This is a genomic window from Streptomyces sp. NBC_01669, from assembly GCF_026339735.1.
GTDB lineage: Bacteria > Actinomycetota > Actinomycetes > Streptomycetales > Streptomycetaceae > Streptomyces > Streptomyces yanii.
In genome coordinates this window covers 1,005,875-1,029,987 of sequence record NZ_JAPEQG010000001.1, presented here as the reverse complement: position 1 = coordinate 1,029,987, position 24,113 = coordinate 1,005,875, and the positions used below count along the sequence as shown (strand labels likewise).

The window sequence follows — 24,113 nt, the reverse complement described above, 5'->3', positions numbered from 1 at the left end:
GGATCACCAGTCGTGTCAAAGGTTGGTCGCCGCTGCCGCGTCCGGGGCCGCGTCCGGGGCCGCGTCCCCGCCGTGGAGCGCCGCCGGCCCCTCGCCCGCGCCTGGCGCCCCGGCAGCCGGCTGGGGCAGTGGGACGTCGCACCGCAGCGTGGTGCCGTCCTCGTCCCGCAGCAGTCGCAGCGAGCCGCCGAGCCGCTGCACCCGGGTGCGTAGCCCGGGCAGCCCCGCGCCCGTGGCAGCGGTGCCCGGACTCCCCGACCGGCCGTCGGCGGCGGGGTCCACGGTGGGGCATCCCACCCCGTCGTCCATGACCGCGACGCTCACTCGGTCGTCACCGCAGGCCAGGGTCACCACCACAGACCGGGCCCGCGCGTGCTTCTCGACATTGAGCAGGGCCTCGTCGACCGCGCGCACCAGCACCGCGGCGCGCTCGGGGTCCAGGTCGGGAGCCCGCCCCACCGGCACGAAGCCGGCCGTGACGCCCGTACGCAGCTCGAAGCAGCGGACGGATTCCGCGACGCCGGCCGCCAGCCGTCCCGGGTCCCGGTCGGAGCGCGTCTCGCGCAGCCGGGAGACCGACTCGCGCAGGGAGCTGCTCGCCAGTGACAGCTGCTGTTCCACCCGGGCCAGCTGACGGGTGACGGAGGGGGTCTCGCGCGCCTCGGTCTGCAGACGGCGCAGCGAGGAGCCGATGCCGAAGAGCATCGCTCCGACGCTGTCGTGCAGGGACTCGGCGATCCGGCGGCGCTCCGCCGCGACCGAGCTGTCGGCGAGCGTGGCCGCGCCGTCCGCCACGTCGACCGCCAGCGTCGCCAGCCGGGTGAGCCGCCCGAGGGCGTCGACGGCGTTGTCACCGATCTTCGCCGCATCCCGGTGGGCACCGTAGATCACGCCGCGTGTGGTGCCGCTGCCGATCGGCAGCCCGACCATCCCGGCCACGCCCTCCCGCCGCACCTGCGCGTCGAAGTCATGGGTGATGTGATGGGAGCCGAAATAGTCGCCCACGACGACCGGGCTGCCCACAGCGGCGACCCTGCCGCCCAGCCCGAGCCCCAGCGGCACGCTCAGATCGTGCAAGGTGTCGTGGTGCGTGCCCGACCAGATGCGGAGAACCAGGTCCCGGTCCTCGATCAGACCCGCGAGGGCGACATCGAAGCCGTGCTCGTGGCGTATCCGGTCGGTCAGCGCGCGCAGCACGGCGTGTGTGTCGAGGAGGCTGATCCGGCGCGTGCGCTCGGTGTCGAGGTGGAGGAGCAAGTCCAGGGCCTCCAGGACGTCCTGCTCGTTCCCGCTGTGACCGCTCATATCGGAGCCCCTCTCGTGTCGGCATGGTACGTGCGGGGGGCGCCGGGCGGCCAGGGATGTCCTGGGCAGCGGCCCTGCGGACACAATCGCGTGGCGCGCGTCACATCACCACCCCCAGTCGGAGGTGTCCGCCGACGTCAGGCCCCCGGGGCAGGCTGCGGGCGGCCTATGGCCCAGCGGCCTTACGCCTTCGGCACACCCGGAGCCTTGTCCTGGCTGGTCAGGAACGGGACAGGGCTAGGAGGAACTGGGAGTCACGGCGTAGGCCGGTCCCCGACCTGACGGGGCGAGCAAAGGCACCTGACGGGCGAAAGACCAGGTCAGGCACCTTTTGTCGGGTACCTAAAGGGCAAGGCCGTGAAGTTACGGCTTGAGTGCGACGGTCCAGGCGGTTGTGATCTGTGGGTTTGCCGGATGTAGGAAGCGGAGCCTCGGTAGAACTGGCAGTCGACCAAGACAACCGTTCACTCACCGGTGGCTCCGCTGTCCGGACAGTCTGCCATCACGCGCGTGGTCACGGTGGCCGAAGGGCTCTATGCACCGGGCCACCTGGGCGAGTTGACCAGGATCGTTCCGTTCGAGCTGGTCGATGCCGTGCTTGTCGAGTGCGGAACGGTCCAGCAGCGGCTGCGGAAGCTGCCCGCACGGGGTGGTGGTCTACCTGCTGTTGGCCGCGGCCCTGTTCGAGGACTGCGGCTATCGCGAGGTATGGCGCAAGCTCACCGGCGCCCTGGTGGGGCTCCCGCTGGTTGAAGTGACCGCGACCGCGCTGTGGCACGCCCGCTGCCGGCTCGGTGTCCGCCCGGTGCGGGCCCTGTTCGACCTGCTGCGCGGACCCGCCTGCGCGATCCGTACGACCGGATGTCGCACTTCAGGGGCCGTTTTCGAACGGCCCCTGAAGCGTTTCCGGGAGCGCGCTGGGAGCCCTCTCCCGCTCCCAGCGCTCCCACCCACCCCGATCGGCGTCAACCTGGATTGACCGGCGGTCGCCCAATCCGGTCGCTCCCCAGCCGAGTTGCTGCCCGATATCGGACACTCACCCATGTACGAGGATCCACCACGGACCGCCGCAGCCCTCCTGGCCTTCGCCGCGATCCACGCCCCGCAGGCGGACTGAACGAGTTTCGATGAGTCGTGATCTCGGTTTCCGCGACCGGCCTCGACGGTCGCGGAAACCGAGATCACGGCTGCGAACAGGCCTCATTTCCGCAACCGATCACATCCCGCTGCCCGGCCCCTGACTTCTGTGGCAGAGTCGGGCAGGGCATCGGCCGAGGGTCCGGGAAGCGCACGACGACCGTGGCCGGGACCCTCGTCAAGGGCACAGGGGGGCGGCGTGGCGCGGGTGATCGACGACCGTTTCGAGCTGCTGGAGCGGCTCGGCGGTGGCGGCATGGGGCTGGTGTGGCGGGCACGCGACCTGGCGCTGCACCGTGAGGTGGCGCTCAAGGAGGTGCGGCCGCCGGATCCCTCACTCGCCGAGTACGACCCCGAGGCGGCGGCCGCCCTGCGGGCCCGCGTCCTGCGCGAGGCCAGGGCGCTCGCGCGCATCGTGCACCCCAACGTGGTGACCATCCACCACATCGTGGACGGCGGCGAGCACACCTACCCGTGGCTCGTCATGGAACTGGTCCCCGGCGGTTCGCTCCACGACCGCCTTGACGGCGGAACCCTCACCCCCGCCGAGGCCGCCGCCCTGGGTCGAGGGGTGCTGGCCGGACTGCGCGCGGCCCACGCGGCGGACATCCAGCACCGCGACATCAAACCTCCCAACATCCTGCTGCGCCCCGACGGCCGCCCCGTCCTCACCGACTTCGGCATCGCGACCGTCCCAGGCGCCACCGTGCTGACCGCCGCCGGGTCCGTCATCGGCACCCCCGACTACATGGCCCCCGAGCGCGTCGCCGGCCAGGACGGAGGCCCTGCGGCCGACCTGTGGTCCCTGGCCATGACCCTCTACGTCGCCGTCGAGGGCCACCACCCGCTGCGCCGCGCCAACACCCTCGCCACGCTCGCGGCGGTCCTCAGTGAGGACGTCCCGCTGCCGCGCAAGGCCGGCCCGCTGGCCGAGGCGCTGACGTCCGTCCTAGTACGCGACGCCGCGGCCCGCCCGGACGCCGAGGCGCTGGACCGGATGCTCGCGGAAGCGGAGGCGGAGGCGGCCGCAGCACCCCGGACACCGGCACGGCCCGCCGCTGGAGCCCCCGCCACCCCGGAGGCCCGCACACCGTCCGCCCGCGAGGACGAACCGCCGTCCGCCCCCGGGCCGGAGTCAACCCCAGCTCCTCATACAGCCGTTGCCCCCGCCACCGACCCGACCTCGTACCGGATCGCCCCACCCCACCCGGCCGACCCACAACCGGCGCAGCCGCCCGTACCGCCCACCACGCCACCGGCCGCCCGCCGCAGGAACGGCCGCGCGTACGCCTACGCCGTCGGCGCCCTGGCAGGGGCCGGCGTCCTCCTGTGGGCCCTGCTGCCCGACGGCAACGGTTCCGGCAACGACAACGCCGGCGGCGGCTTCTCCCCGGGAACCGGAACCGGCACGCCGGGCAGCACCGCTCCCGCCGCCACCGGAGGCGGCACAGGGGGCAACGGCCCGGCCGACGGCAAGAAGATCACCATCGGCATCAAGCCCGACCAGCCCGGCCTCGACTTCCGGGCGACGGACGGCACGTACGCGGGCTTCGACATCGACGTGGCCAAGTACGTCGCCGCGTCCCTCGGCTACGACTCCGCCCACATCGTGTGGAAGGAGGTCGCCAGCAGCCTGCGCGAGACCCAACTCGAGCACGGCGACGTCGACTTCATCGTGGCCTCGTACACGATCACCGACGAACGGGACAAGCGCATCGACTTCGCCGGCCCCTACCTCGCGGCCCACCAGGACGTCCTGGTGCGCGCGGACGACACGTCGATCCAGGTGCCGGGGAACCTGAACGACAAGAAGGTCTGCGCAGTCACGGGCTCGGTCTCCGCCCTCAACATCCAGACGAAGTACGCCCCACAGGCAGAGCTCCTGCCCCGCGAAACGTATGCGCTCTGCCTGGGCGACCTGGCCAACGGCTCCGTGGACGCCGTCACCACCGACGACACCATCCTCGCCGGCTACGCCGCCCGGGAACCTGGCAGGTTCAAGCTCGGCGGCTTCCAGATGTCCGACGAGCGCTACGGCATCGGCATCCCCCACAACAGCCCCCTCAAGCAGCGCATCGACACCGCACTGCAGAAGATGATCTCGGACGGCACCTGGACCAAATCCCTCCGCAAGCACCTCCCCGACCTGAGGGCCACCCCACCGACGCCGTAACGGCCGCCCTTCGAGTTCCAGGCCCAGGCCGCCATCGCGGCACTCCACGCCGACGCGCCCACCGCCGAGGAGACCGACTGGGTGCCGATCGTCGAGCGGTACTACGAGCTCGCGCGCCTGACCGACAGCCCGGTCGTCCGGCTCAACCGAGCGCGACGGCGACCTGGCGACGGCGGCACGGCTGTACGCCGAGGCGGCCCACGAGGCACCCAACCTCGCCGAGCGCGATTACCTGACGCGCCAGGCCGCCCGGCTCAAGCCCGGCCGGTGTCGCTGACGGGTCGCGCTCGGATTTTCCCGCAGCACTTGGCGCGGCCCTGTGGCCAGAGCGGTCGCCTCACAGTGAGCAGGCAGGTCGAGACCGGATGCACGACGCGTTGCCGACGGGGAAGCTCAGCGACGACAGGCGCGCTGGAAGCGTGGTGTCTCAATAGACCCACCCGCTGAAGGTGACCCATCTGCAACGGTTCGGCTGCCCGAAAAGCGGCTCACCCAGGCTTATCTACGAAGAGCCATCAAAGCGGACGCTCTACGGGAACGGTGCAACCCTCTCTTCCCGCCGCAATAACGAAGAGTCAGCTAATCAGGCACTTAAAAGGCATGCCAACGATGAAAATACAGAACCGCACTGGATGATTAATCCGCCTGCCGCCAATCGATCAACTACCAACGCGGTAAAGTTTTCCCAAGCCAAAGAAGCTCGTCGGCATGACTTCCCACTCCCGATATGCTTTCCGGCTCAAGCGTGCCGCAGCGGTCGCGGCAGCTGCGACGGCCGCTTGGTCCCTCGTTCTTGTCCCGACCAGCCAAGCCGCTGCCGCTGACGCATCCCTTCCGCTGGGCGATGCCAATCTGGAAGAGACTCGCAGCAGCCAGACCTTGGCCGACGGTGTCACACTGACCCGCATCGTCCGTGGGACCGAGCCCGCTCAGGCCGGCCAGATCAACACCACGACGCGCGGCCCGTGGGTGGTCAACGTACTGACGATCGACCCCCACAAGACCCATGGGCACCTGGAGGCCACCTATGGGCCGGACTTGGCCAAGACCGAGAAGACCACGGACCTCGTCCGCTCCTCCGGCGCCCTGGCCGGGGTCAATGCCTCCTTCTTCACCTTCACCGCCAGCATGCAGTACCCAGGCGACCCGGTGGGCCTTGGCCTGTACGGCGGGAAACTCCTCAGCGAGCCCACCCGAGGCAGCGATGAGGTCAACTTCGTCGTGGACGCCAATAGCAACCGGGTCCTCATGGGCAAACTGAGCTGGTCCAGTAGCGTGCAGAACCGGCAGACCGAGGCCACATTGCCGCTGGAGTACATCAACCACCCGCCGGTGGTTCCGGGCGCTTGCTCCGGCCTCACCGACCAGACCCAGTGCACCCTGCCCGGCGATGTGGTTCAGTTCACCCCCGAGTTCGCCAGCGCCACCCCGTCCGGGGCCGGCGTGGAGGTCGTTCTCGACCGGCACGGCTGCGTGGTGCGTACCTCGACGACTCGTGGCACGGAGCTGACGGACAGCCAGACGTCTCTGCAGGCGATGGGCCGGGATGCGGCGTCCCTGCTGCAGGTCGCAAGACAGGGCAGCCTCAAGGTGACCTCCACCCTGATCAACGAGCAGGGTGAGGAACTCCCCGTACGCAAGGGGCTGTTCGGTGTGAACGGCCGCTACCGGCTCACGGCGGACGGGCAGATCGTGGTACCGGCCGGTTCGGGCAGCTTCTTCGCGCGCAACCCCCGTACCATCGCCGGCACGACGCAAGACGGAAAGATCGTGCTTGCGACGATCGATGGTCGCATGACCACCAGCGTGGGCACCACGATGGACGAGACTGCTGCTGTCGCTCAGGCGCTGGGCATGCGCGACGCGGTCAACCTTGACGGTGGCGGCTCCACCGCCATGTCGGTCGAGGGCGCACTGGTCAACCGGCCGAGCGGGACAACCGAGCGGGCCGTCGGCGACGCCCTTGTCTTCATGAACACCCCATACCGCGGCGGCAAGGGCTGACGCTGCCACCACAGTGGCGACTGGCCCGGGCCAAGGGGCCCGGGCCAGTCTTGTCCAGCGGTCTTGCCTACGGCTTCGGCATGGCGGTCAGCGCGGGGCCACGCCGCGCGGTGGAGACTTGCCGGCGGCGTTGTTGGCGGAACGACTGGGTTGTCGATCTCGACATCATCCGGGCGTTCTTCGACAGCGTGGACCATGAGCTGATGCTCGAGGCCGTCGAGCGACATGTCGACGCGGACGGGAAATGGGTCCTGTTGTATGTCAAGCGGTGGCTTGCGGCACCGCTGGCGAAAGCGGACGGCTCGGTGCAGCAACGGGATCGCGGGACCCCGCAGGGATCGGCGATCGCGCCCCCAACGCAATGGGTAACTCGGGCATGAGTCACCCTCCGTAGCGTCTTGATCTTGATGTTGGTCGTCGGCGGTGTGCTCACGCACGGGTATGCGGTGCCGGATGGTGATCTTCTCGGGGCCGACGAGGACGTCCTTGAAGGAGCCGCAGGACGCGCTGGCGCTCGGGGACCTCGGCTGTCCGAGCGTTCTCGCGGAGCTGGGCGAGGAAGCCTTCGAGGTCGATGAACTGCGGGCCCGGGAGAGTAACCTGCGCGGCCAACTCGACGCGCTGGAAGCCCAGCTCGCCGACCGCGACGCCTACCTCAAGCTAGCTGACGACCGCCACCCGCCAGCGCAGCCGTCTCGAACTGGCCCTGGCCAAGGCCACCGCAGCGATCACGCGCATGATCGAGGCGTTCCAGGAACAGCTGGTCACCACGGCCCCTCGACCGTTTTCGGGAGTGGCCAGGGACCGACCGGCGTGGTCGGTCCAGTTCACGGCGGTGATCTGAACTGCCGAAGGACGTGAGGCCTGTAGCACGCGATCGACCTGCTCGAACGTCCGGCGGCCGAGCAGCTGGTCCACCGTCCCGGCCTCCCGCGCGACCTGACTGTGTAACTGCTCATAGCCGAGGCGACAAGGACGCACCAGCACAGCGCTCAGGGCCGGGACCAGCAAGCCCTGTGCCTCTGACGGCTGGACAGCAGCTCCGTCCTGGGGCCCGGTTGGGGACCACACGCCGTGCGCGCCACCGAACTGCGAGCATGTCGGTGCACAGACGTTGCCCAGAACGGTTCGATGTATGTGGACAGTCCAGGTGACCCGCACTCCTGGGGGCCACGGGGGCGCAGGTTCCGATCCTGTCGTTCCGACGTGCGGATACGCAGGTCGGAGGCCGTGTCTGACCGCGTCGGCGTGAAGCCCGGTTGTCCCACGACCGGTGGTCGGCGCGGGGCACGCGGTCCGGCGAAACGCAGGGAACGCCGCCGCGCGGTCCCGCGAGGCGGCGTTCCCTGCGGTGTCCGTCAGCCGAGGGCACGGCGGCCCGGTGCCGCGAGGGCCGGGTTCCAGCCGCGTCGGGGCACGGAGTCGAGGAGCAGGCGCGTGTAGGGATGCTCCGGGGCGTCCAGCACCCGGTCCGTCGGACCGGCCTCCACGAGCCGCCCCGACTTGAGCACGATGACTTCCTCGGCGATGTGCCGGACCACGGCGAGGTCGTGCGTGACGAAGAGGTAGCCGATCCCCGAGTCGCGCCGGATCGCGGCGAGCAGATCGAGGATCTGGGCCTGGATGGATACGTCGAGCGCTGCGACCGCCTCGTCGAGGATGAGGATGCGGGGTTCGACCGCCAGGGCCCGGGCGATGGCGACGCGCTGGCGCTGCCCGCCGGAGAGCAGTCGGGGCAGGGCCGTGGCCTCCCGTTCGCCGAGGCCGACCTGGCTCAGCAGTTCGGCGACCCGGGAGCGCCGGGCGTCCGCGTTCAGCCGGGTGTGGAGGCGCAGGACCTCCTCGACACAGCCGGCCACCGTCACCCGCGGGTCGAGGGAGAGGTACGGATCCTGGAAGACCATCTGGATCTCACGGGCGCGCGACAGCCGTTCGGATCGGTTCCGGGGGCGGGCCGACCGGTCCTGGCCATCGAGGCGGACGGTGCCGCCGTCCGGCCGCTCCAGGCCGACCAGCATGCGTACGGTCGTCGTCTTGCCGCTGCCGGACTCGCCGACGACGGCCAGGGAGGACCCCGGTGCCAGGGTGAACGACACGTCGTCGACCGCGGTGTGGTCCCCGTACCGTTTGCGCAGCCCGTCGACCACGAGCCCCTTCGTCGTTCCGGTCACAGCGTGATCCCTTCGTCGGCGCGGTGGCACGCGGTGAGACCGTCGCCGTACCGCGCCAGTACGGGGGTCTCTTCGGAGCAGCGCGGCTGCGCGTGCGCGCAGCGCGCCGCGAAGGCGCACCCCGGCGGCGCCTCGGCGAGGGAGACGGGACGGCCGGGGATGGGCCGGGGGGTCGGTGCGCCCGGTTCGATGCGGGGGGTGCAGGCGAGCAGCCCCGACGTGTACGGATGGCGAGGCCGGTCGAACAGCTCGTCGGTGCCCCGGGTCTCGACGATCCGGCCCGCGTACATGACGTACACGCGGTCGCAGATGGCCGAGGCCAGTTCGAGATCGTGGGTGACGAAGAGGAGTCCGGTGCCCTGTTCGGCCCGCAGGCGCGTGAGGATCGCGATGATCTCCGCCTGCGTCGTGACGTCCAGGGCCGTGGTCGGTTCGTCGGCGACCAACAGGGCGGGCTCGCTCGCGAGGGCCGCGGCGATGACCACCCGCTGGAGCATGCCGCCGGAGAACTGGTGCGGAAAGCGGCGAAGCGCGCCCCGCGGATCGCGGATGCCCACGGCGTCGAGGAGAGCCTCGGCCCGGGTGGTGGCCGCGGCGGCGGGCATGCCGGATGCGCGCAGCCCCTCGGTGACGAAGTCACCGACCCGGCGCAGCGGATTGACGGCGGCGCGCGGGTCCTGGAAGACCATTGCCACCTGCCGGGCCCGCAGTGCGGCAAGCTCCGTACGGTTCATGGTCAGCACGTCCCGGCCGGCGACCCGTACCGTCCCACTCGTCCGCGCCCCGGCGGGCAGCAGCCCCAGCACGCTGCGGCAGGCAACCGACTTGCCGGAGCCGGACTCGCCGACCAGGCCGACCGTTTCCCCCGGCTGGACCCGGAGGCTGACGCCGTCCAGGATCGGCCGGGCTGCCTGCCCGTCCGGCAGCCGTACGCCGAGCCCGTCGATGTCGAGTACGGGGAAGCCGTCCCCGGTGCTTCGCACCTGAGGGCTGTCCTGGGTCATGGCACTCACCGTTCCCGCTTCGCGATCCGGTCGGCGAGCCCCTCGCCGACGATGCCGAACGCCACCACGGCGAGCACGATGCACGCGGACGGCGCGAGGGCGGGCAGCATCGCCCCCTGCTGGAGGGCCGATTGGCCCTCGTTGATCATGGCGCCCCAGTCGGCGGTGGGCGGCTGCACACCGAAGCCGAGGAAGGAGAGCGCCGCCAGGTCCATCAGCGCGTACCCGAAGTTCATCGCGGACTGGGCGAGGACCGTGGGCGCGATGTTGGGCAGCAGGTGCCGCAGGCAGATCGTCCAGCCGGACCAGCCCTGTACCCGGTAGGACTCGATGTACGGACGGGCCTTCTCCTGGCGCGCGATGCTTCGCACCAGCCGTCCCACGTACGGGGTGTAGGCCACGGCCATGGCGATGACCGGAGCGGTCATGCCGGAGCCGACCACGGCCACGAGGAGAATCGCGAGCAGCAGTCCGGGGATCGCGAAGACCAGGTCCATCGACCGGGACAGGACCGTGTCCGCCCAGCCGCCGCGCCAGGCGGCGACCACGCCGAGCAGGGTGCCGAGAAGCGTGGAGACACCGACGACGAGCAGCGGTCCGAACAGACCGGTCCGCGCGCCATGGATCAGCCGGGACAGGACGTCGCGCCCCGATTGGTCGGTGCCCAGGAAGTGGTCTCCGGTGGTCCCGACCAGACTCGCCGACAGGTCGAGCGACTCGGGGTCGTGCGGTGCGAGGACGGGTGCCAGGACGGCGACCAGGACGAGTGCGGCCAGGACCACGACGGCTGCGCTGAACATGGGGCCCTGGCCGAGGACCCGGAGGCCGCGCAGGCCGGGGCGGCGGCGCAGCGTATCGGGTGTTCCGGCAGCGGGAGTTGCTGTGGTGGTCATGAGGAGCCTTCCCCCCGGAGGGACAGCCGCGGGTCGATGACCGGGGCGAGCAGGTCGACAGCGAGGTTCACCACGACGAAGGCCGCGACACTGAGCAGGGTGATCGCCTGCACGACGGCGAAGTCCTTGGCCGTCACCGACTGCACGAGCAGGGAGCCGATGCCGGACACGTCGAAGGCGGTCTCGACGATCGAGGTGCTGATGAGCAGACCGGCGAGCATGGTGCCGCCGACGGTGACGACGGGGCCCAGCGCGTTGCGCAGCACGTGTCGGCGGACCACGGCCCGACGCGCGACGCCTCGGGCGCGCGCCACCTCGACGTGGTCGCGTCCGAGTTCGTCGAGCATCGCCGAGCGGGTCACCCGGGCGAGCAGTCCCGCGAAGGTCAGCGCCAGAGCGAAGGCGGGCAGCGTGAGGTGGTAGAGCCGGTCCGGGAAACCCTCCGGGGTGCCGCCCGGTCCCGGGAACCAGCCCAGTTGGACGGAGAACAGCGAGACGAGCGCCATGGCGCTCACGAAGGAGGGCGTCGCCGTGGCCACCCCCGTGCCGAGGAGCACCGCGCGGTCCACCGGGCCGGGGCGAAGCGCGGCAAGGAGACCGGCCCCCACACCGAGGACGGCGACCAGCAGTGCCGCGTAGCCCACCAGGAGGGCGGTGCCCGGAAGTCGGGAACCGATGAGGCTCCCGACGTCCTGGTGGAACTGGGCGGACCGGCCGAAGTCGCCGTGCAGCACGCCTCCGAGCCACTTCGTGTACTGCAGGGGCAGCGGGTCGTCCAGGTGGTACTGGGCTCGCAGCGCCGCCGTGGCCTCCGGCGTCGCCGGGCGGCCGTGCAGCAGGAAGGACACCGGATCGCCGGGGGCCAGGTGGACCGTGCCGAAGACCACCAGCGAGGTCACGAACAGCACCGTCGCGAGGCCGAGGAGCCGTCCGACGAGATAGCGGGTCATGGCTTCGCGGCCCCGATCGTCGCGGCCCACGGGTAGTACAGCTGCGCGATGCCGGTGGGGGCGCCGGTCACGCGGCTGCCGAGGAAGACCGAGTACGGCGCCTCGTACAGCGGGATGATCGGGAGTTCGCGCACCGCGATCCTTTGGAGCTCGGCGGTCAGGTCGGCGCGGGCGGCAGGATCGGTCTCCGCGCTCGCCCGGTCGAACGCGACGTCGTACTCGGCGTTCGACCACTTGCCGTAGTTCCCGAAGTCGCCGGTGCGCAGGTACTGGTAGAACTCCAGCGGGTCGGGGGTGTTGTCGTAGCCGTTGGTGATGACGAGGTCGAGGCCCTTGCGGGCGTCGGGGTCGACGAAGATGCTGCTGTACGCCTCCGGGGCGACCGCTTTCAGTTGGACGTCGAGGCCGATCTGCCGGCCGGCCGCCTGGACGGCGTTGGCGGCGACACTGATCTCGGGCGCGAGCGAACTGGTGGCCACGGTGACCTTCCGGCCCGTGGCGCCGGCCTCGACAACGAGCTTCTTCGCGGCCTTCAGGTCGTACGCCGGCTCGGGCAGGGCGTCGAAGTAGGCGTCGGTCTTCTCCGGAGCCAGCGCCCAGGCGCCACGCGCGGCGGGGGCCTTGGAGGGGACGCCGATGCCGCCGGCGGCCGCCTTGATGATGTTCTTGCGGTCGAGCGCCATGGACAGGGCCTTGCGGACCTTGAGGTCCCCGAGGGTGCCCTTGAAGTCGAGGACGGCGAGGTTGGCCGCGGCGGTGTTGGGGCCGAACAGCACGGTTCCCTTGCCGCTGGAGCGCAGTTGCGCGAGCGAGGCGGAGGGCACCATGTACCCGCCGTCGGCGGTACCCGAGAGGAAGGCGTTGGAGCGGGCGGCCGGGTCCTCGATGAAGGTGAACGTCACCTTGTCGGCCTTCGGGGCCAGGGACCGGTCCCAGTACGCGGCGTGCTTCTTGAGGGTGATGGTGTCGCCCTGGGCCCAGTCGGTGAGGGCGTACGGGCCGGTGCAGTTGACCTTGCCCCCGGGGCCGCCGTAACCCTTGCCGGCCTTGGCCAGGAAGGCGGCGCTCTCGACGGTGCCGGGGGAGGCGGCCATCAGTTCGTTGAGGAGGACATCGGGCTTGGAGAGCCGGATTGTCACCTCCAGGGGGCCGGTCTTGTCGATGGCCTTGACGTTCTTGAACGCGGACGCCCAGGGCGAGCCGGTGGCCGGGGCCATCTGGCGCTTGAGGGAGGCGACCACGTCGTCCGCGGTCATCGTCGTCCCGTCGTGGAACTTCACCCCCGGACGCAGGGTGTACACCAGGGTTTTCGGATCAGGCTGGGTGTACTTGACCGCGAGGCCGGGCTCGATCTTCATGTCGGGCGTGACCCGCAGGAGCTGCTCGCACACGTTGGCGAGCACGGTGTTGGGCGGGTAGTCGTACGCGAGGGCGTAGTCGAGCGTGTAGGGCTCGGCGTAGAGGGACCAGGTGAACGAGTCCAGCGGGCCCTTCGCCGGCGGTGAGGTCGGGGTGATCCGGTAGGCGGGGCCGGCGCCGTTGCCGGCGGACCGGGGGCCCGTGGCGCCGGAGCAGGCGGTGGCGGTGGTCGCGACGGCGACGGAACAGACGAGCAGCGCGATGACTCTGGGCATGCGCATGGAGACCCACCCCTTTACGGGTGTAGTGACGGGCGCTGGGGAATGGAGCGAGTATTGTTGCGGGAACGTTCCCGCACAAGCCTTTGCGGGAACGGTTTTGCTGAGGTCGCGGGGGTGGCAGCATCAGCCCATGACAAAAGCTGCTTCAGGGCGTGGTGGGCCTTCCTCACCACCCGCACCTCCGCGCGTACGGCTCGTCGACGTGGCCCGCGAGGCCGGACTGTCCAAGACCACCGTCTCGGCGGCCCTCAACGGCACCGGGCGGCTTTCCCCAGCCGTACGGGAGAAGGCCAGGGAGACCGCGCGGAGGATGGGCTACCGGCCCAACGCCACCGCGCGGCAACTGCGCGCGGGACGGGCCCGGCTGATCGGATACGTGGTGGGCGAATTCGCCGGCGCCCCCTGGACGTTCCTGGAGTCGCCGTACTTCGCCCAGCTGACGAGCGCCACCGCGGCGGCCGCACTCAAGCGCGGTTACGCCCTGGTGATGCTGCCCGCGGGAGAGCTGCACGGCGAATGGGCCGACCTGCCGCTCGACGCGGTGATCGTCGCCGATCCGGTCGCCGACGACCGGATCGTGGAGGACCTGCTCGCCGCCCGGATCCCGGTGTTCACCGACCGCTCCGTCGAGGGACGGCCGGGAGCGCACTGGGTGGACGTCGACGCCGCGGCGGCCGTGTGCGAGACACTGGACCACCTCAAGGCGCAGGGTGCGCGGCGGCCCGCACTCGTGCTGCCCGACAGTACGACGCGATTCCACGTGGGCGTCCTCGCCGCCTACCGCGAGTGGTGCGCCGCGCAGGGGCTGCCGGAGCAGGTCGTGCTCGCCGCCACAGCCGGCAACGGACCGGTCGTACGAGCCGTGGAGGACGCCCTGACCGGGGCCGACCGGCCGGATGCCCTGCTCGTCGTGGCCGAGGTCAGTCCACCGCTCGTTCTGGAGGTGGCGCGCCGCAACGGATACGACGTACCCGACGATCTGCTCCTGGTGTGCGTCAGCGAGGACACGACGGCCGTCCACACCCAGCCGCCGGTGACGACGCTGAGCCTGGGGCCCCGAGAGGTTGCGGAGGCCGGGATCGAACTCCTTGTCGCCGCACTGGAACAGGGGCACGCCGGGCCGGCCGGAGTGCTGGTGCCGACCCGGCTCCAGGTGCGGGCGTCCTCGCTGCGTACGAGCTAGTGCCCCCGCCCGGCAAGCTATGCCCCGTCGCACCGCCCTGCACGCCCTCCCCCAAGGCCTTAAGGGCCAGGGGGGACCCCCTTCCGGGTTGGCCAAAAGCCCTGGTAGTTCCTTCCCCAAGCTCTCAACTCCGTTCGAGCAGGGGAGACCCCATCCAAAGACGTCCGGCCGCCTTGCGATCGCACGCACCGGACGACGCTCCTCATAGGGCAGACATGGCCGGTCACGGCACCAGGCTCAGGCGGAGTGCACGAGCGTGCCGCCGACGTAGGTCCGCAGGACGCGTGCCTCGGCGATCTCCTCCGGCGGCGCCGTGAAGATGTCGCGGTCCAGGACCACCAGGTCGGCGAGGTTGCCAGGACGCAGACTGCCGGTGTCGTCCAGGCCGTTCACATGGGCGGTGCCTGCGGTGTAGGCGGCGACGGCCGTCGCCAGGTCCAGGCGCTGCTCGGGGAGGAAGACCCGGCCGTCGGTGGCCCCGGGTTCCATGCGGTTCACCGCCACATGGAGGCCCTCGATCGGGTCGGGGCTGCTGACGGGCCAGTCGCTCCCGGCGGCCAGGGTGGCGCCCGCGCGCAGCAGGTCGCCGAACGGGTACTGCCAGGCCGCGCGCTCGGGGCCGAGGAAGGGGATGGTCAGTTCGTCCATCTGGGGCTCGTGGGCGGCCCACAGCGGCTGGATGTTGGCGATGGCACCGAGCCGGGCGAAGCGGGCGAGGTCGTCGGGGTGCACGACCTGGAGATGGGCGAGATGGTGGCGGTTTCCGCGGTGCCCGTTGGCCTCGACGGCGGCCTCGATCGCGTCGAGGGCCTCGCGGACGGCCCGGTCGCCGAGCGCGTGGAAATGGACCTGGAAGTCAAGGGCGTCGAGCCGGGTGACATGGCTGCGCAGTTCCCGCGGGTCGACGAAACTGAGGCCGCTGTTGGCGGTGGCGCATCCGCAGCCGTCGAGATACGGGGAGGTCATCGCGGCGGTGAAGTTCTCGGCGATGCCGTCCTGCATGATCTTCACGGATCCGGCCCGGAACCGTCCGTGGTTCAACTTCTCGCGCAGTGCGACCAGCTCGTCGATCTGCTCGGCACCGCGCTCGCGGTCCCACCACAGCGCGCCGGTGACTCGGGCGGTGAGCGAGCCGTCGCGGGCGGCGGTCAGATAGGCGTCCGACGGATCGGGCCTGCCGCTGAAGACGCCGAGCAGGGCGTCCTGCCAGCCGGTGACGCCGAGGGAGTGCAGCAGCTTCTGGGCCCGCAGCAGACCGGCGAGCCGGTCCGCGGGGGTGCTCGCCGGCACCAGGCGGGAGACCAGCGCCGAGGCGCCCTCCTGGAGCATCCCGCTGGGCGTGCCGTCCGGTTCGCGCTCGATGCGGCCGTCGGCGGGGTCGGGGGTGGAGGCGGTGATTCCGGCCAGCTCGAGCGCCCGGGTGTTGGCCCATGCGCCGTGGTGGTCACGGTTCGACAGCAGGACCGGACGGTCCGGGACCACGGAGTCGAGCAACTGCCGGGTCGGCAGGCCACCGTCGAAGCTTTCCATCGACCACCCGCCGCCGGTGATCCACAGATGGTCGGGGTGGGCGTCCGCGTAGGCCCGTATCCGGCCCAGGTACTCCTCGACGCCGACGGTGCCGGTCAGGTCGCACTCGGCCAGCTCCGTCCCGCCGAACACCGCGTGGATGTGGGCGTCCTGGAAGCCGGGGAGCAGCAGCTTCCCCCGCAGGTCGACGACTTCGGTGCCGGGACCGATGAGCTCGCGCACCTCGTCGTGCCCGACAGCGGCGATCCGGTCGCCGACGACGGCGAGGGAAGTGGCCCGGGTGCGGGCCGGATCGGCGGTGAAGACGGCGCCGCGGGTGAAGACCAGATCGGCCGTGGTCATACGGTGCTCCAGAACGTGAGGAAACATCAGGTGGGCGCCATGCAAGCTGCTCGGTCATTTACACGTCAATGGTGTTGTCGTAAGGTCGCCGGATGGTCGAACGTGTGGTTCCCGAAAGCGGGCGGCGGCGGCGCAGGCCGACCAAACAGGGCGCCGTCCTCTCCGAACGGATGATCGTTGAGACCGCGCTGCGTCTGGTCTCGCAGCACGGTGCGGAGGCACTTTCGGTACGGCGGCTCGGTGCCGCACTGGGCGCCGATCCCAGCGCCATCTACCGGTATTTCCGCAACACCGACGCACTGCTGCTCTCCCTCGCCGACGAGCTCATCGGCCGTGCACAGGAGGGCTGGGAGCCCACCGGCGACTGGCGTGCCGACCTCCGTGCGATCGGTCTGCGGATTCATGCCTCCTACCGGTCCAACCCGCAGGCCGCCCTTCTGGCGGCGCACCGCACGACCGGGCGCGCCCACGAGACCCGGGCCGTTGAGACGATCCTCGGTGTCCTGCGCTCGGCGAACTTTCCGGACCCTCTCGTGGTGCGGATGTACCACGCCTTCGTCGACCAGGCCCTCGCCTTCGCGGCCCAGGACGCCGCCGCCCTCGCCCTTCCGCAGGCGGCTCACGAAGCGGACGCGGAGGTCTGGCACGCGGTGTACGGCAAACTGCCGGCCGCCACGCACCCGAACATCGCCGCGACCTTGCCCCTGCTCGCCGACGACATGCGTGGCAGCGGCTATCCCTTCGCCCTGGAACTGATGCTTGACGCGATGGCGGCGCGCCTGCCCGCCACAAGCGTTCCGGCGGACGGCTCCCGGGACCGTCGCGCCCGGGCCCGACGGCCCGCGAACCGGGCGTAGCCGAGTTCCAGGAGGTGTGGCCACGACCTGCGCTCACGGCTCGTCCGGGCCGGATTCGGCCCCCTGCAGAGCGGCTTGTGGGTGGCCCCCGGCCGGGTCGATGTCGCCCCACTGGCCGCGGAGTTGGGGCTCGGGGACCGTATCAGGGCCTTCCACGGTGAGGCCGCCGCACCCACCGAGGCCGGGCCCCTGCTGCGTACCGCCTTCGACGTCGACGCGATCGCCGAGGGGTACCGCGCTTCCTGGCCCGGTGGGGCGACGGCCTCGCGCCCACTGAGGTGCGCGACGGCCCGGGGCGCCGGCTCCGGCTCCACACCGACTGGCTCGACATGGTCCGCGAAGACCCCCACCTCCCCGCCGAGCACCTGCCCGAGGAGTGGCCCGCCGCGCGCGCGGAGGCACTCTTCCGTGAACTGGCGCGGCGGTTCGAGCCCATGGCCAACCACATTGCAGAGCAGATCCTGGACCGTGGGGAGCTCGCGGGGGAGCAGGTCGGCTGAAGCCCCTGGGGGCGGCAGGCGGGGCGGTTGGGAGACGCTTATGTCAACACCATTGACCTTGCTGTCCCGCGGGCGGTCTCATAGCGGCACTTCGGAGGCCTGTACCTCCGCGATCCGAAGGAGTCCGCCCCATGAACCACCTCGCCTCGCTCCGGGACGCCGTACCGGCCCCGTTCTGGCTCGACGACCCCGGTCGTCCGCAGTCCGCACCCGCCCTTGTCGGCGACACCACCTGCGACCTGCTCGTGGTCGGCGGCGGGTACACCGGGCTGTGGACCGCCCTCGTCGCCAAGGAGCGTGATCCGTCCACCGATGTGGTGCTCATCGAGGCGGACGAGGCCGGCGGCGCCGCATCCGGCCGCAATGGCGGATTCTGCGAAGCCAGCCTCACCCACGGACTGCACAACGGACTCCAGCGCTGGCCCGAGGAGATCGGCCTCCTGGAACGGCTCGGTCGCGCTAACCTCCAGGCCATCGAGGACGCCGTGGAACGCCACGGCATCGACTGTTCCTGGGAGCGCACGGGCTCCCTGGTCGTGGCCACCGAGCCGTATCAGGTCGACGGCCTGAAGGAAGAGGTCGAGGCCCTCACCCGCTACGGCGGCAAACCGGTGCTGCTCGACGCCGAGGCCGTCCGGGCCGAGATCGACTCGCCGACATTCCTCGGCGGCCTGTGGAACAAGGACGACGTGGCCATGGTCAACCCGGCCCGGCTCGCCTGGGGGCTCAAGCGTGCCTGCCTCGACCTCGGCGTCCGTATCCACGAGCACACACCCGCCACCTCGCTCGACGAGCGCGGCGCCGGGATCACGGTCCGTACTCCCTACGGCCGGATCGACGCCCGGCGCGTCGCCCTGGCCACCAACGCCTACCCCTCCCTGCTCCGACGCCACCGCCCGTACACCGTCCCCGTGTACGACTACGCCCTCATGACCGAGCCACTGACCGAACAGCAGCTCGCCTCCGTCGGCTGGCGCAATCGGCAGGGCTTCGCGGACAGCGCCAACCAGTTCCACTACGTCAGGCTCTCCGCGGACAACCGCATCCTGTGGGGCGGCTACGACGCCGTCTACCGCTACGGCGGCCGGGTCCGCGCCGAGCACGACCAGCGGCCCGAGACCTTCGCCACCCTCGCCCGGCACTTCTTCACGACCTTTCCGCAGTTGGACGGGGTCCGGTTCACCCACGCCTGGGGCGGCGCCATCGACACCTCCACCCGTTTCTGCGTGTTCTTTGACACGAGTCACCACGGGAAGGTCGCCTACGCGGCCGGGTTCACAGGCCTAGGCGTCGGCGCCACCCGGTTCGGCGCCGAGGTCATGCTCGACCTTCTGGCGGGCGAACGCACTGCGCGGACCGAGCTCCAACTCGTCCGCCGGAAGCCGCTTCCGTTCCCGCCGGAGCCGGTCCGAGCGGCGGGAATCGGCATCACCAAGTGGTCGATGGCGCGCGCCGACCGCAACGAGGGCAGGCGCAACCTCTGGCTCAGGACGCTCGACCGCTTCGGCCTCGGCTTCGACAGCTGACGCCCGGCCGTCCGCATCCCCACCCTCCCGCTGATTCCCCTTCGCGCGACCAGGCCCGCCCCCACCGGGATGCATGGCCGAGGAGTTCCGGCATGTACACCCCCGAAGTGCAGCCCGCTGCCGAGGCGATACCGGCACCGGCCGGCCCCGTCGAGACTCGCGGTCGCGCGCTGCTGCGGTTGATGCCCATGCTCACGGTGGCCAACGCCTGCTCACGGTGGCCAACGCCGCGATGTTCCTGGTCGGCGTGGGCATCGGTGTGGTGCTCCTGCCCATCCAGGTCGAACTCGTCGACCCGGCGGACAAGGTGGCCAACCCCGGTCTCGTCTCCGGCGTCTCCGCGAACTTCGCGACCGTCTTCAGCCCGCTTGCGGGCCACTTCTCCGACCGCTCCGGGCCGCCGAAACCCCTGGATCCTCGGCGGCGGCCTCGCGGCCCTCGGCGCGCGAAGCCCTGCACAGGCTCGCAGAGGAAGGCCGTGTGTGTACCGAGGGATCGAGGTCCCCGGAAATCCCGAGGAATCCGCCTGGCGTCCACGCGGCCGCCACCACCCCAAGCATCAGGACCGGGTGTCACGCACCGGACCGCGCCGAACTCGGCCGGAGACAGGTCCCACCCTTTCGAGCCACGACTGCGCGCTCAGCCGACGGCAGCGCCGAACCACTTGGGCAGCCGGCTGAGCAGATCCTGCTGATCTTCACCGACCCACGCCACGTGGCCGTCCGGCCGCAGCAGCGCCGCGGGCACGTCCAGTTCCTCGCTGACGTCGACGACGTGGTCGACCCGATCCGCCCAGCCCGCCACCGAGAGCCCTCCCGTCTGGTCGAGCAGCAGTCCGCGGCCGCCGTGCATCAGCGCGTAGAGGCGCCCCCGCTTCAGCTCCACGTCCCGCAGTCGCTTGCCGAGGAGTTCGTGGCCCTCACCGAAGTCGTAGCGGACCCCGATCGCAGTGATCTTCTCGATCAGGTGCCGGTTCACCTCCTCGAAGTCCATCAGCTCCGACATCAGCCGGCGCACTGCCCGGGGACCCGGCTCGGTGGACATCAGCTGCATCTGCGCGCGGGTGTTGTCCAGCACGTCGGCGGCCACCGGGTGCCGTTCGGCGTGGTAGCTGTCAAGGAGACCCTCGTGCGCCCAGCCGTTGACCGCGGCAGCCAGTTTCCAGCCGAGGTTGAACGCGTCCTGGACGCCGAGGTTGAGGCCCTGCCCGCCGGTCGGCGGGTGGATATGAGCCGCGTCGCCGGCCAGCAGCACCCGGTCGACCCGGTAGCGCTCGGCCTGCCGGGTGGCGTTGCCGAAGCGGGAGAGCCAGCGCGGTGAGTGCGCGCCGAAGTCGGTGTCGGCGTACGCCCGCAGCTGCTGCTTGAACTCGTCGAGGGTCGGCGCGGTCGTACGGTCCTCGGCCACCCCCTCGGCGGGCACGATGACGCGGTACGTACCGTCGCCCTGGGGCATGGCGCCGAACCGCGCCTGGGTCTTGCGGACTTCGGCCACCACGGCGGCCAGCTCCTCCGGCGACGCGGTCAGCTTCATCTCGCCCAGCAGCGTCTCGACCGTGGAGGGCTCACCGGGGAAGTCGATGCCGAGGAGCTTGCGCACCGTGCTGCGGCCGCCGTCGCAGCCGACGAGGTAGCGCGAGCGAAGCTGCGCGCCGTCGGCCAGCTCGACGGTCACCCCGTGCTCGTCCTGGCTCAGCCCGACCAGTTCGCAGCTGCGCCGGATCTCGGTGCCGAGTTCGGTGGCGTGCTCGGTCAGCAGCCGTTCGGTGACCTGCTGCGGGATGGCGAGGACGTACGAGTGTGCCGTGTCCAGCCGCTCGGGCCACGTCTGGCCGAGGCCGGCGAAGAAGCCGCCGACCGTGACCTTCTTGCCGAGCGAGAGGAACCGCTCCAGCAGACCGCGCTGGTCCATCACCTCGACACTGCGCGCGTGCAGACCCTGCGCACGGGACTGCACGGTCGGCTCCGCATCCTTGTCCAGCACGAGCACGCGCACGCCGTGCAGCCGCAACTCGCCGGCCAGCATCAAGCCGGTCGGACCGCCGCCGGCAACGATCACGTCAATCATGAAACCCCCCAGTCAACAAATGTGCATTTCGGCCAGCTGCTCCGCGTAGCCCGGCGGTGCGCACACCCGCACCTCCGCGCCGAGTGCCCGCGACCGCACCGCGAGTCCCATCGACGGTTCGCGTCCCGCGAGACCCACATGTCGACAAAAGCACATGTACTTCGCGAAGCCCCGATTTCCCCAGGTACTGGCTTCGGTCGGAGATTCTGCAGCACGACCCGGGTCTTGCCGCAAGGCCCCCGGTGCGCTATATGTTGAGAGTGGCAAGGAGTGGGTGACTTCTTTGCCTTTGCCTTTGCCTTTTTGCCGTCCGTTGTGAACGGACAAGCTCTTCCCGAAGCGGTGACGCGCCGCGTACGGCGATGCCGCCGCCCCCTGAGCACACCCTGGGGACTCATCCTTCCTCGTCGGTGTCGGGGCGGCCGGGTCACGCCGACGTCGCCATCCGATTCGGCGCAGCCGCTCCAGCTCCGGGACCCGCCGCCCCTACGGCATCCGAAGCAGCGCCACCACGTCCGCCGCCAGCAGCCCGTCCGCCACGCAGCCCCGCCACCGTGGCGTACAGGGGGCCCGGCCGTGCTTGCTCGGCGAGGGCGTCCGTCGAGCGGGTGGGTCCGGTGTCCGGCGGGACCGGCCTTGCCCCGGCCTTGCCTGCCGACGGGGACGCCACCCCGTGGGAAACCGGACAACCGTCGCTGGGGCGCCGGCCCTCTGCCCGATGCTCACCGCGGTCGACGCCGGCCGAGGCCTGGTCCGGTCACCGGCCGGCGCCGGGGTCGGCCGATCATCCGTATCCGAAGATCCGCGCGATGAAGAACGCGGCAAAGATGACCGATCCCAGCAGAATGAGTCCCAGCCATAGGGCGGGGTGTTCCCAGATGCCTCCGTCCGGGCGCTCCTGGTGGGCTTCGCTGATGCAGCCCTCGGCAGGTGGTGTCTCCCCTGGGGGATTCAGTGATATGGCCATGCCTCCACCCTCTCCTGCCCGCATCCCGTTCGCATTGGGCCCAGGGCAGTGATCCCGCTGTACGCGCGGCCGGGGGAACGGCGGGCGTATCTCTGCGGACGACGAGGAGCGCGATTCTCCTGCGGTTCGGGCCTGGACGGGCCACGCCTGCAGGGTCGTCGGAGACGGTACGCAGGCTGTGGAGATGTCCAACCGGGAAGCTCGTCGGCCCGAGCGCCCCCGGCCATCACTACGGGGACCCGCTCATCGCCTGCCCCAGGTCCGCGGCGTCAGCGGCTGTCCCCGGTGGCTGCATCTCGGGCAGAAGTTCATGGCCCGGCGGCGAGGGGGTGGAACTGCTGGGCAACGTCCGGGCACACGCACGCTCTTCGGCCGCCGTGATCGTGTGCGTGTTGACCATGCCATGACGGCGATGGACGTCGAGAGGCGGGGGGCGGGCGGCGCTCCGGCGGCCGCCCCGCACGCCATGAGGAGTTTGCGGATGCGCTGTCTCGCTGCAGCCGCAGGGTAATTCCCGATCCCGGGGCCCGAGCTCGATTCCTTTCACCCGCTCCATGCAATGGCCGCGCCACCGCCGTAGATCTTTGCAGCAGCGTCACAAGGGCTGCGCATCATCTTCGGCCGGTCCCAGTAGCGTTGCTGCCCGCTCGATCCCGCGTGCGAAACCCGAGACAGGTCGCCGACATCCCTGGCGGCGCAGCCAGCACAGAAAGATCGCAGATGGACTACTGCTCCGCGTGCCGCCGGATTCTCAATGGGGCACTCGTGTGTCCAGGGTGCGGCGCATACGCTCCCGACATTGCCCCGCCCGCCCGGCGCCTCCCCGGCGCGGCCGCCTCTACTGCAACGACCAGGCAGACATGGAGCGCGGAGGAGATGCCCGCTCCGGGGTCTTACCTCGGCACTCAACACTCCGATGCCGAACCGATCGGCAGCGGCGCATTCGGAGACGCGGTGGATGCTTCGGGCGCTGGTTCGATCAGCGGCCACGAAGGCACTGCCTCCACCGGACAGGGCCGGGCGGCTCGGCGTCGGCAGCTGGCACGTTGGAAGAAGAACAAGCGTCGGGCCGCGGCCGCAACGGCCGTTGCCCTTGTCGGTGGCGGCCTGACCGTTGCCGCGCTGCCGTCCACCAGGCCTTCCAGCAGCCACACACACGCAGCCTCACCGCCGGAGCCGGTGACCGCGGCCACACCCCGGACAGCGACCACCGACTCGGTATCGGAGCAACCGGACACCCAGGTTTCGCGGCAACCCGGCCCTCACTCACCCACGACAACGAGCCGACAGCGGAGCGCCACCGTTGCCGCGCCTCACACGGGGACGACGAGCCGGCAGCCGAAGGCCGCCGCCACGGCCCCGTCTCCCGCGGTCCCGAGCGCTACGCCGCACACCACACCCGAGTCGGCAGACGCGACGCACGTCGGCAACGCCGACACCCCGGCCCAGGCCCAGGCCCCGGAGACGACCGCGCCCGCTTCCGCCGAACGCCGCGGCGCAGGACCATCGGCTGTGAACCTTCTGCCGATCACGTCGCCGGGTGATCCGACATCTCCGACGCAGATCTGCCTGGTCGCTGTGTGCATCGGCTGACCGCCTCGTTGCCGTTGCACCCAGACATCCACTCGCCCTGACGGAATCGCCCACACCCGCGCTTCCGTGACCCGGAGGACCAGCGGTTCCGGCGGGCGGACCTGCCCGACGGGGACGGCCCGACCCCCGGGTACGGGCCGCTGGAGGCCGTCGCCTGCAACAAGGTCAACCTCATCTTGGCGATGCGGACCAGTTCGCGCAGCGGGGTGTCGGCAGGCAGGGTGGAGAGCCAGTGGTCGGTGGGCTCGGTGGCGCCGGGCGGCCATTCGGC

General features: G+C 70.8%; 19 protein-coding genes and 2 pseudogenes. 11 read left to right on the top strand and 10 right to left on the bottom strand.

From position 1 onward, the window contains the following. Positions 1-15: 15 nt before the first annotated feature. Positions 16-1,305: a histidine kinase gene (locus OG972_RS04630; RefSeq protein WP_266978504.1), complete on the bottom strand. Its 1,290-nt coding sequence runs from the start codon at positions 1,303-1,305 to the stop codon at positions 16-18. 474 nt (positions 1,306-1,779) lie between these two features. On the opposite strand from OG972_RS04630, the gene OG972_RS49555 reads away from it, so the two are divergent. The 6 genes and pseudogenes from OG972_RS49555 to OG972_RS04605 all read left to right on the top strand — a co-directional run bounded on the left by OG972_RS49555 (position 1,780) and on the right by OG972_RS04605 (position 6,999). Further along, entirely contained in the window at positions 1,780-2,058 is a 279-nt protein-coding gene (locus OG972_RS49555) for a transposase domain-containing protein (RefSeq protein WP_353961642.1), read from the top strand. Next, complete coding sequence (locus OG972_RS04625) at positions 1,955-2,284, top strand: transposase domain-containing protein (RefSeq protein WP_353961641.1); 330 nt, start codon at positions 1,955-1,957, stop codon at positions 2,282-2,284. The genes OG972_RS49555 and OG972_RS04625 overlap by 104 nt, the downstream gene beginning before the upstream one ends. Before the next feature lie 414 nt (positions 2,285-2,698). After that, complete coding sequence (locus OG972_RS04620; protein ID WP_266990278.1) at positions 2,699-4,615, top strand: bifunctional serine/threonine-protein kinase/glutamate ABC transporter substrate-binding protein; 1,917 nt, start codon at positions 2,699-2,701, stop codon at positions 4,613-4,615. A gap of 12 nt (positions 4,616-4,627) precedes the next feature. Then, positions 4,628-4,892 (top strand): annotated as a pseudogene (locus OG972_RS04615) (RNA polymerase subunit sigma-24); the annotation flags it as partial. A gap of 431 nt (positions 4,893-5,323) precedes the next feature. Beyond that, positions 5,324-6,619, top strand: a complete 1,296-nt coding sequence (locus OG972_RS04610; RefSeq protein ID WP_266978501.1) for a phosphodiester glycosidase family protein — start codon at positions 5,324-5,326, stop codon at positions 6,617-6,619. Positions 6,620-6,669: 50 nt separating this feature from the next. Continuing rightward, positions 6,670-6,999, top strand: coding sequence for a hypothetical protein (locus tag OG972_RS04605; RefSeq protein ID WP_266978500.1), 330 nt, complete (start codon positions 6,670-6,672; stop codon positions 6,997-6,999). 280 nt (positions 7,000-7,279) lie between these two features. On the opposite strand, the gene OG972_RS04600 is transcribed toward OG972_RS04605, so the two are convergent. The 6 genes from OG972_RS04600 to OG972_RS04575 form a co-directional block, all read right to left on the bottom strand. Then, positions 7,280-7,537 (bottom strand): hypothetical protein, encoded by a 258-nt coding sequence (locus OG972_RS04600; protein ID WP_266978499.1) that lies wholly within the window; start codon positions 7,535-7,537, stop codon positions 7,280-7,282. 440 nt (positions 7,538-7,977) lie between these two features. Further along, positions 7,978-8,790, bottom strand: a complete 813-nt coding sequence (locus OG972_RS04595; protein WP_266978498.1) for an ABC transporter ATP-binding protein — start codon at positions 8,788-8,790, stop codon at positions 7,978-7,980. After that, positions 8,787-9,794, bottom strand: a complete 1,008-nt coding sequence (locus OG972_RS04590) for an ABC transporter ATP-binding protein (protein WP_266978497.1) — start codon at positions 9,792-9,794, stop codon at positions 8,787-8,789. Before OG972_RS04590 ends, OG972_RS04595 begins: the two co-directional genes overlap by 4 nt. A gap of 5 nt (positions 9,795-9,799) precedes the next feature. After that, positions 9,800-10,687 carry an ABC transporter permease gene (locus OG972_RS04585; RefSeq protein WP_266978495.1) on the bottom strand — a complete coding sequence of 296 codons (888 nt, stop codon included), beginning with the start codon at positions 10,685-10,687 and terminating at the stop codon, positions 9,800-9,802. Then, positions 10,684-11,637 (bottom strand): ABC transporter permease, encoded by a 954-nt coding sequence (locus OG972_RS04580; RefSeq protein WP_266978493.1) that lies wholly within the window; start codon positions 11,635-11,637, stop codon positions 10,684-10,686. Before OG972_RS04580 ends, OG972_RS04585 begins: the two co-directional genes overlap by 4 nt. Further along, a complete protein-coding gene (locus tag OG972_RS04575) occupies positions 11,634-13,277 on the bottom strand; it encodes an ABC transporter substrate-binding protein (protein ID WP_266978491.1) in 1,644 nt (547 codons plus the stop codon). The genes OG972_RS04580 and OG972_RS04575 overlap by 4 nt, the downstream gene beginning before the upstream one ends. A gap of 130 nt (positions 13,278-13,407) precedes the next feature. On the opposite strand from OG972_RS04575, the gene OG972_RS04570 reads away from it, so the two are divergent. Then, a complete protein-coding gene (locus tag OG972_RS04570; protein ID WP_266978489.1) occupies positions 13,408-14,460 on the top strand; it encodes a LacI family DNA-binding transcriptional regulator in 1,053 nt (350 codons plus the stop codon). 237 nt (positions 14,461-14,697) lie between these two features. Here the strand turns inward: OG972_RS04570 and OG972_RS04565 are convergent, their stop codons facing one another. Beyond that, on the bottom strand, positions 14,698-16,332 hold the full coding sequence (locus OG972_RS04565; protein ID WP_266978487.1) for an amidohydrolase: 1,635 nt from the start codon (positions 16,330-16,332) through the stop codon (positions 14,698-14,700). Positions 16,333-16,424: 92 nt separating this feature from the next. Between OG972_RS04565 and OG972_RS04560 the strand changes: the two genes are divergently transcribed. The 4 genes and pseudogenes from OG972_RS04560 (at position 16,425) to OG972_RS04550 (ending at position 19,215) form a co-directional block, all read left to right on the top strand. After that, complete coding sequence (locus OG972_RS04560; protein ID WP_266978485.1) at positions 16,425-17,189, top strand: TetR/AcrR family transcriptional regulator; 765 nt, start codon at positions 16,425-16,427, stop codon at positions 17,187-17,189. A 27-nt stretch (positions 17,190-17,216) separates the two neighbouring features. Then, a pseudogene (locus OG972_RS49200) lies at positions 17,217-17,309 on the top strand (PaaX family transcriptional regulator); the annotation flags it as partial. Positions 17,310-17,467: 158 nt separating this feature from the next. Next, positions 17,468-17,689, top strand: a complete 222-nt coding sequence (locus tag OG972_RS04555) for a PaaX family transcriptional regulator C-terminal domain-containing protein (protein ID WP_266978483.1) — start codon at positions 17,468-17,470, stop codon at positions 17,687-17,689. Positions 17,690-17,820: 131 nt separating this feature from the next. Continuing rightward, complete coding sequence (locus OG972_RS04550) at positions 17,821-19,215, top strand: FAD-binding oxidoreductase (protein ID WP_266978481.1); 1,395 nt, start codon at positions 17,821-17,823, stop codon at positions 19,213-19,215. A gap of 639 nt (positions 19,216-19,854) precedes the next feature. On the opposite strand, the gene rox is transcribed toward OG972_RS04550, so the two are convergent. Together rox and OG972_RS04540 are read right to left on the bottom strand one after the other, a co-directional pair. Next, the gene (gene rox / locus OG972_RS04545; RefSeq protein ID WP_266978479.1) at positions 19,855-21,282 is read right to left on the bottom strand and encodes a rifampin monooxygenase; all 1,428 of its coding nucleotides are present in this window, start codon (positions 21,280-21,282) and stop codon (positions 19,855-19,857) included. A 784-nt stretch (positions 21,283-22,066) separates the two neighbouring features. Continuing rightward, positions 22,067-22,249 carry a DUF6480 family protein gene (locus OG972_RS04540; RefSeq protein ID WP_266978477.1) on the bottom strand — a complete coding sequence of 61 codons (183 nt, stop codon included), beginning with the start codon at positions 22,247-22,249 and terminating at the stop codon, positions 22,067-22,069. Positions 22,250-24,113 lie beyond the last annotated feature (1,864 nt).

What these genes read in the sequence shown, in the direction of transcription:
- OG972_RS04630 (WP_266978504.1), bottom strand. Translation starts at nt 1,305, where the DNA reads ATGAGCGGTCACAGCGGGAACGAGCAGGACGTCCTGGAGGCCCTGGAC.
- OG972_RS04570 (WP_266978489.1), top strand. Translation starts at nt 13,408, where the DNA reads ATGACAAAAGCTGCTTCAGGGCGTGGTGGGCCTTCCTCACCACCCGCA.
- OG972_RS04575 (WP_266978491.1), bottom strand. Translation starts at nt 13,277, where the DNA reads ATGCGCATGCCCAGAGTCATCGCGCTGCTCGTCTGTTCCGTCGCCGTC.
- OG972_RS04580 (WP_266978493.1), bottom strand. Translation starts at nt 11,637, where the DNA reads ATGACCCGCTATCTCGTCGGACGGCTCCTCGGCCTCGCGACGGTGCTG.
- OG972_RS04565 (WP_266978487.1), bottom strand. Translation starts at nt 16,332, where the DNA reads ATGACCACGGCCGATCTGGTCTTCACCCGCGGCGCCGTCTTCACCGCC.
- OG972_RS04550 (WP_266978481.1), top strand. Translation starts at nt 17,821, where the DNA reads ATGAACCACCTCGCCTCGCTCCGGGACGCCGTACCGGCCCCGTTCTGG.
- OG972_RS04560 (WP_266978485.1), top strand. Translation starts at nt 16,425, where the DNA reads ATGGTCGAACGTGTGGTTCCCGAAAGCGGGCGGCGGCGGCGCAGGCCG.
- OG972_RS04610 (WP_266978501.1), top strand. Translation starts at nt 5,324, where the DNA reads ATGACTTCCCACTCCCGATATGCTTTCCGGCTCAAGCGTGCCGCAGCG.
- OG972_RS04590 (WP_266978497.1), bottom strand. Translation starts at nt 9,794, where the DNA reads ATGACCCAGGACAGCCCTCAGGTGCGAAGCACCGGGGACGGCTTCCCC.
- OG972_RS04540 (WP_266978477.1), bottom strand. Translation starts at nt 22,249, where the DNA reads ATGGCCATATCACTGAATCCCCCAGGGGAGACACCACCTGCCGAGGGC.
- rox (WP_266978479.1), bottom strand. Translation starts at nt 21,282, where the DNA reads ATGATTGACGTGATCGTTGCCGGCGGCGGTCCGACCGGCTTGATGCTG.
- OG972_RS04620 (WP_266990278.1), top strand. Translation starts at nt 2,699, where the DNA reads ATGGGGCTGGTGTGGCGGGCACGCGACCTGGCGCTGCACCGTGAGGTG.
- OG972_RS04585 (WP_266978495.1), bottom strand. Translation starts at nt 10,687, where the DNA reads ATGACCACCACAGCAACTCCCGCTGCCGGAACACCCGATACGCTGCGC.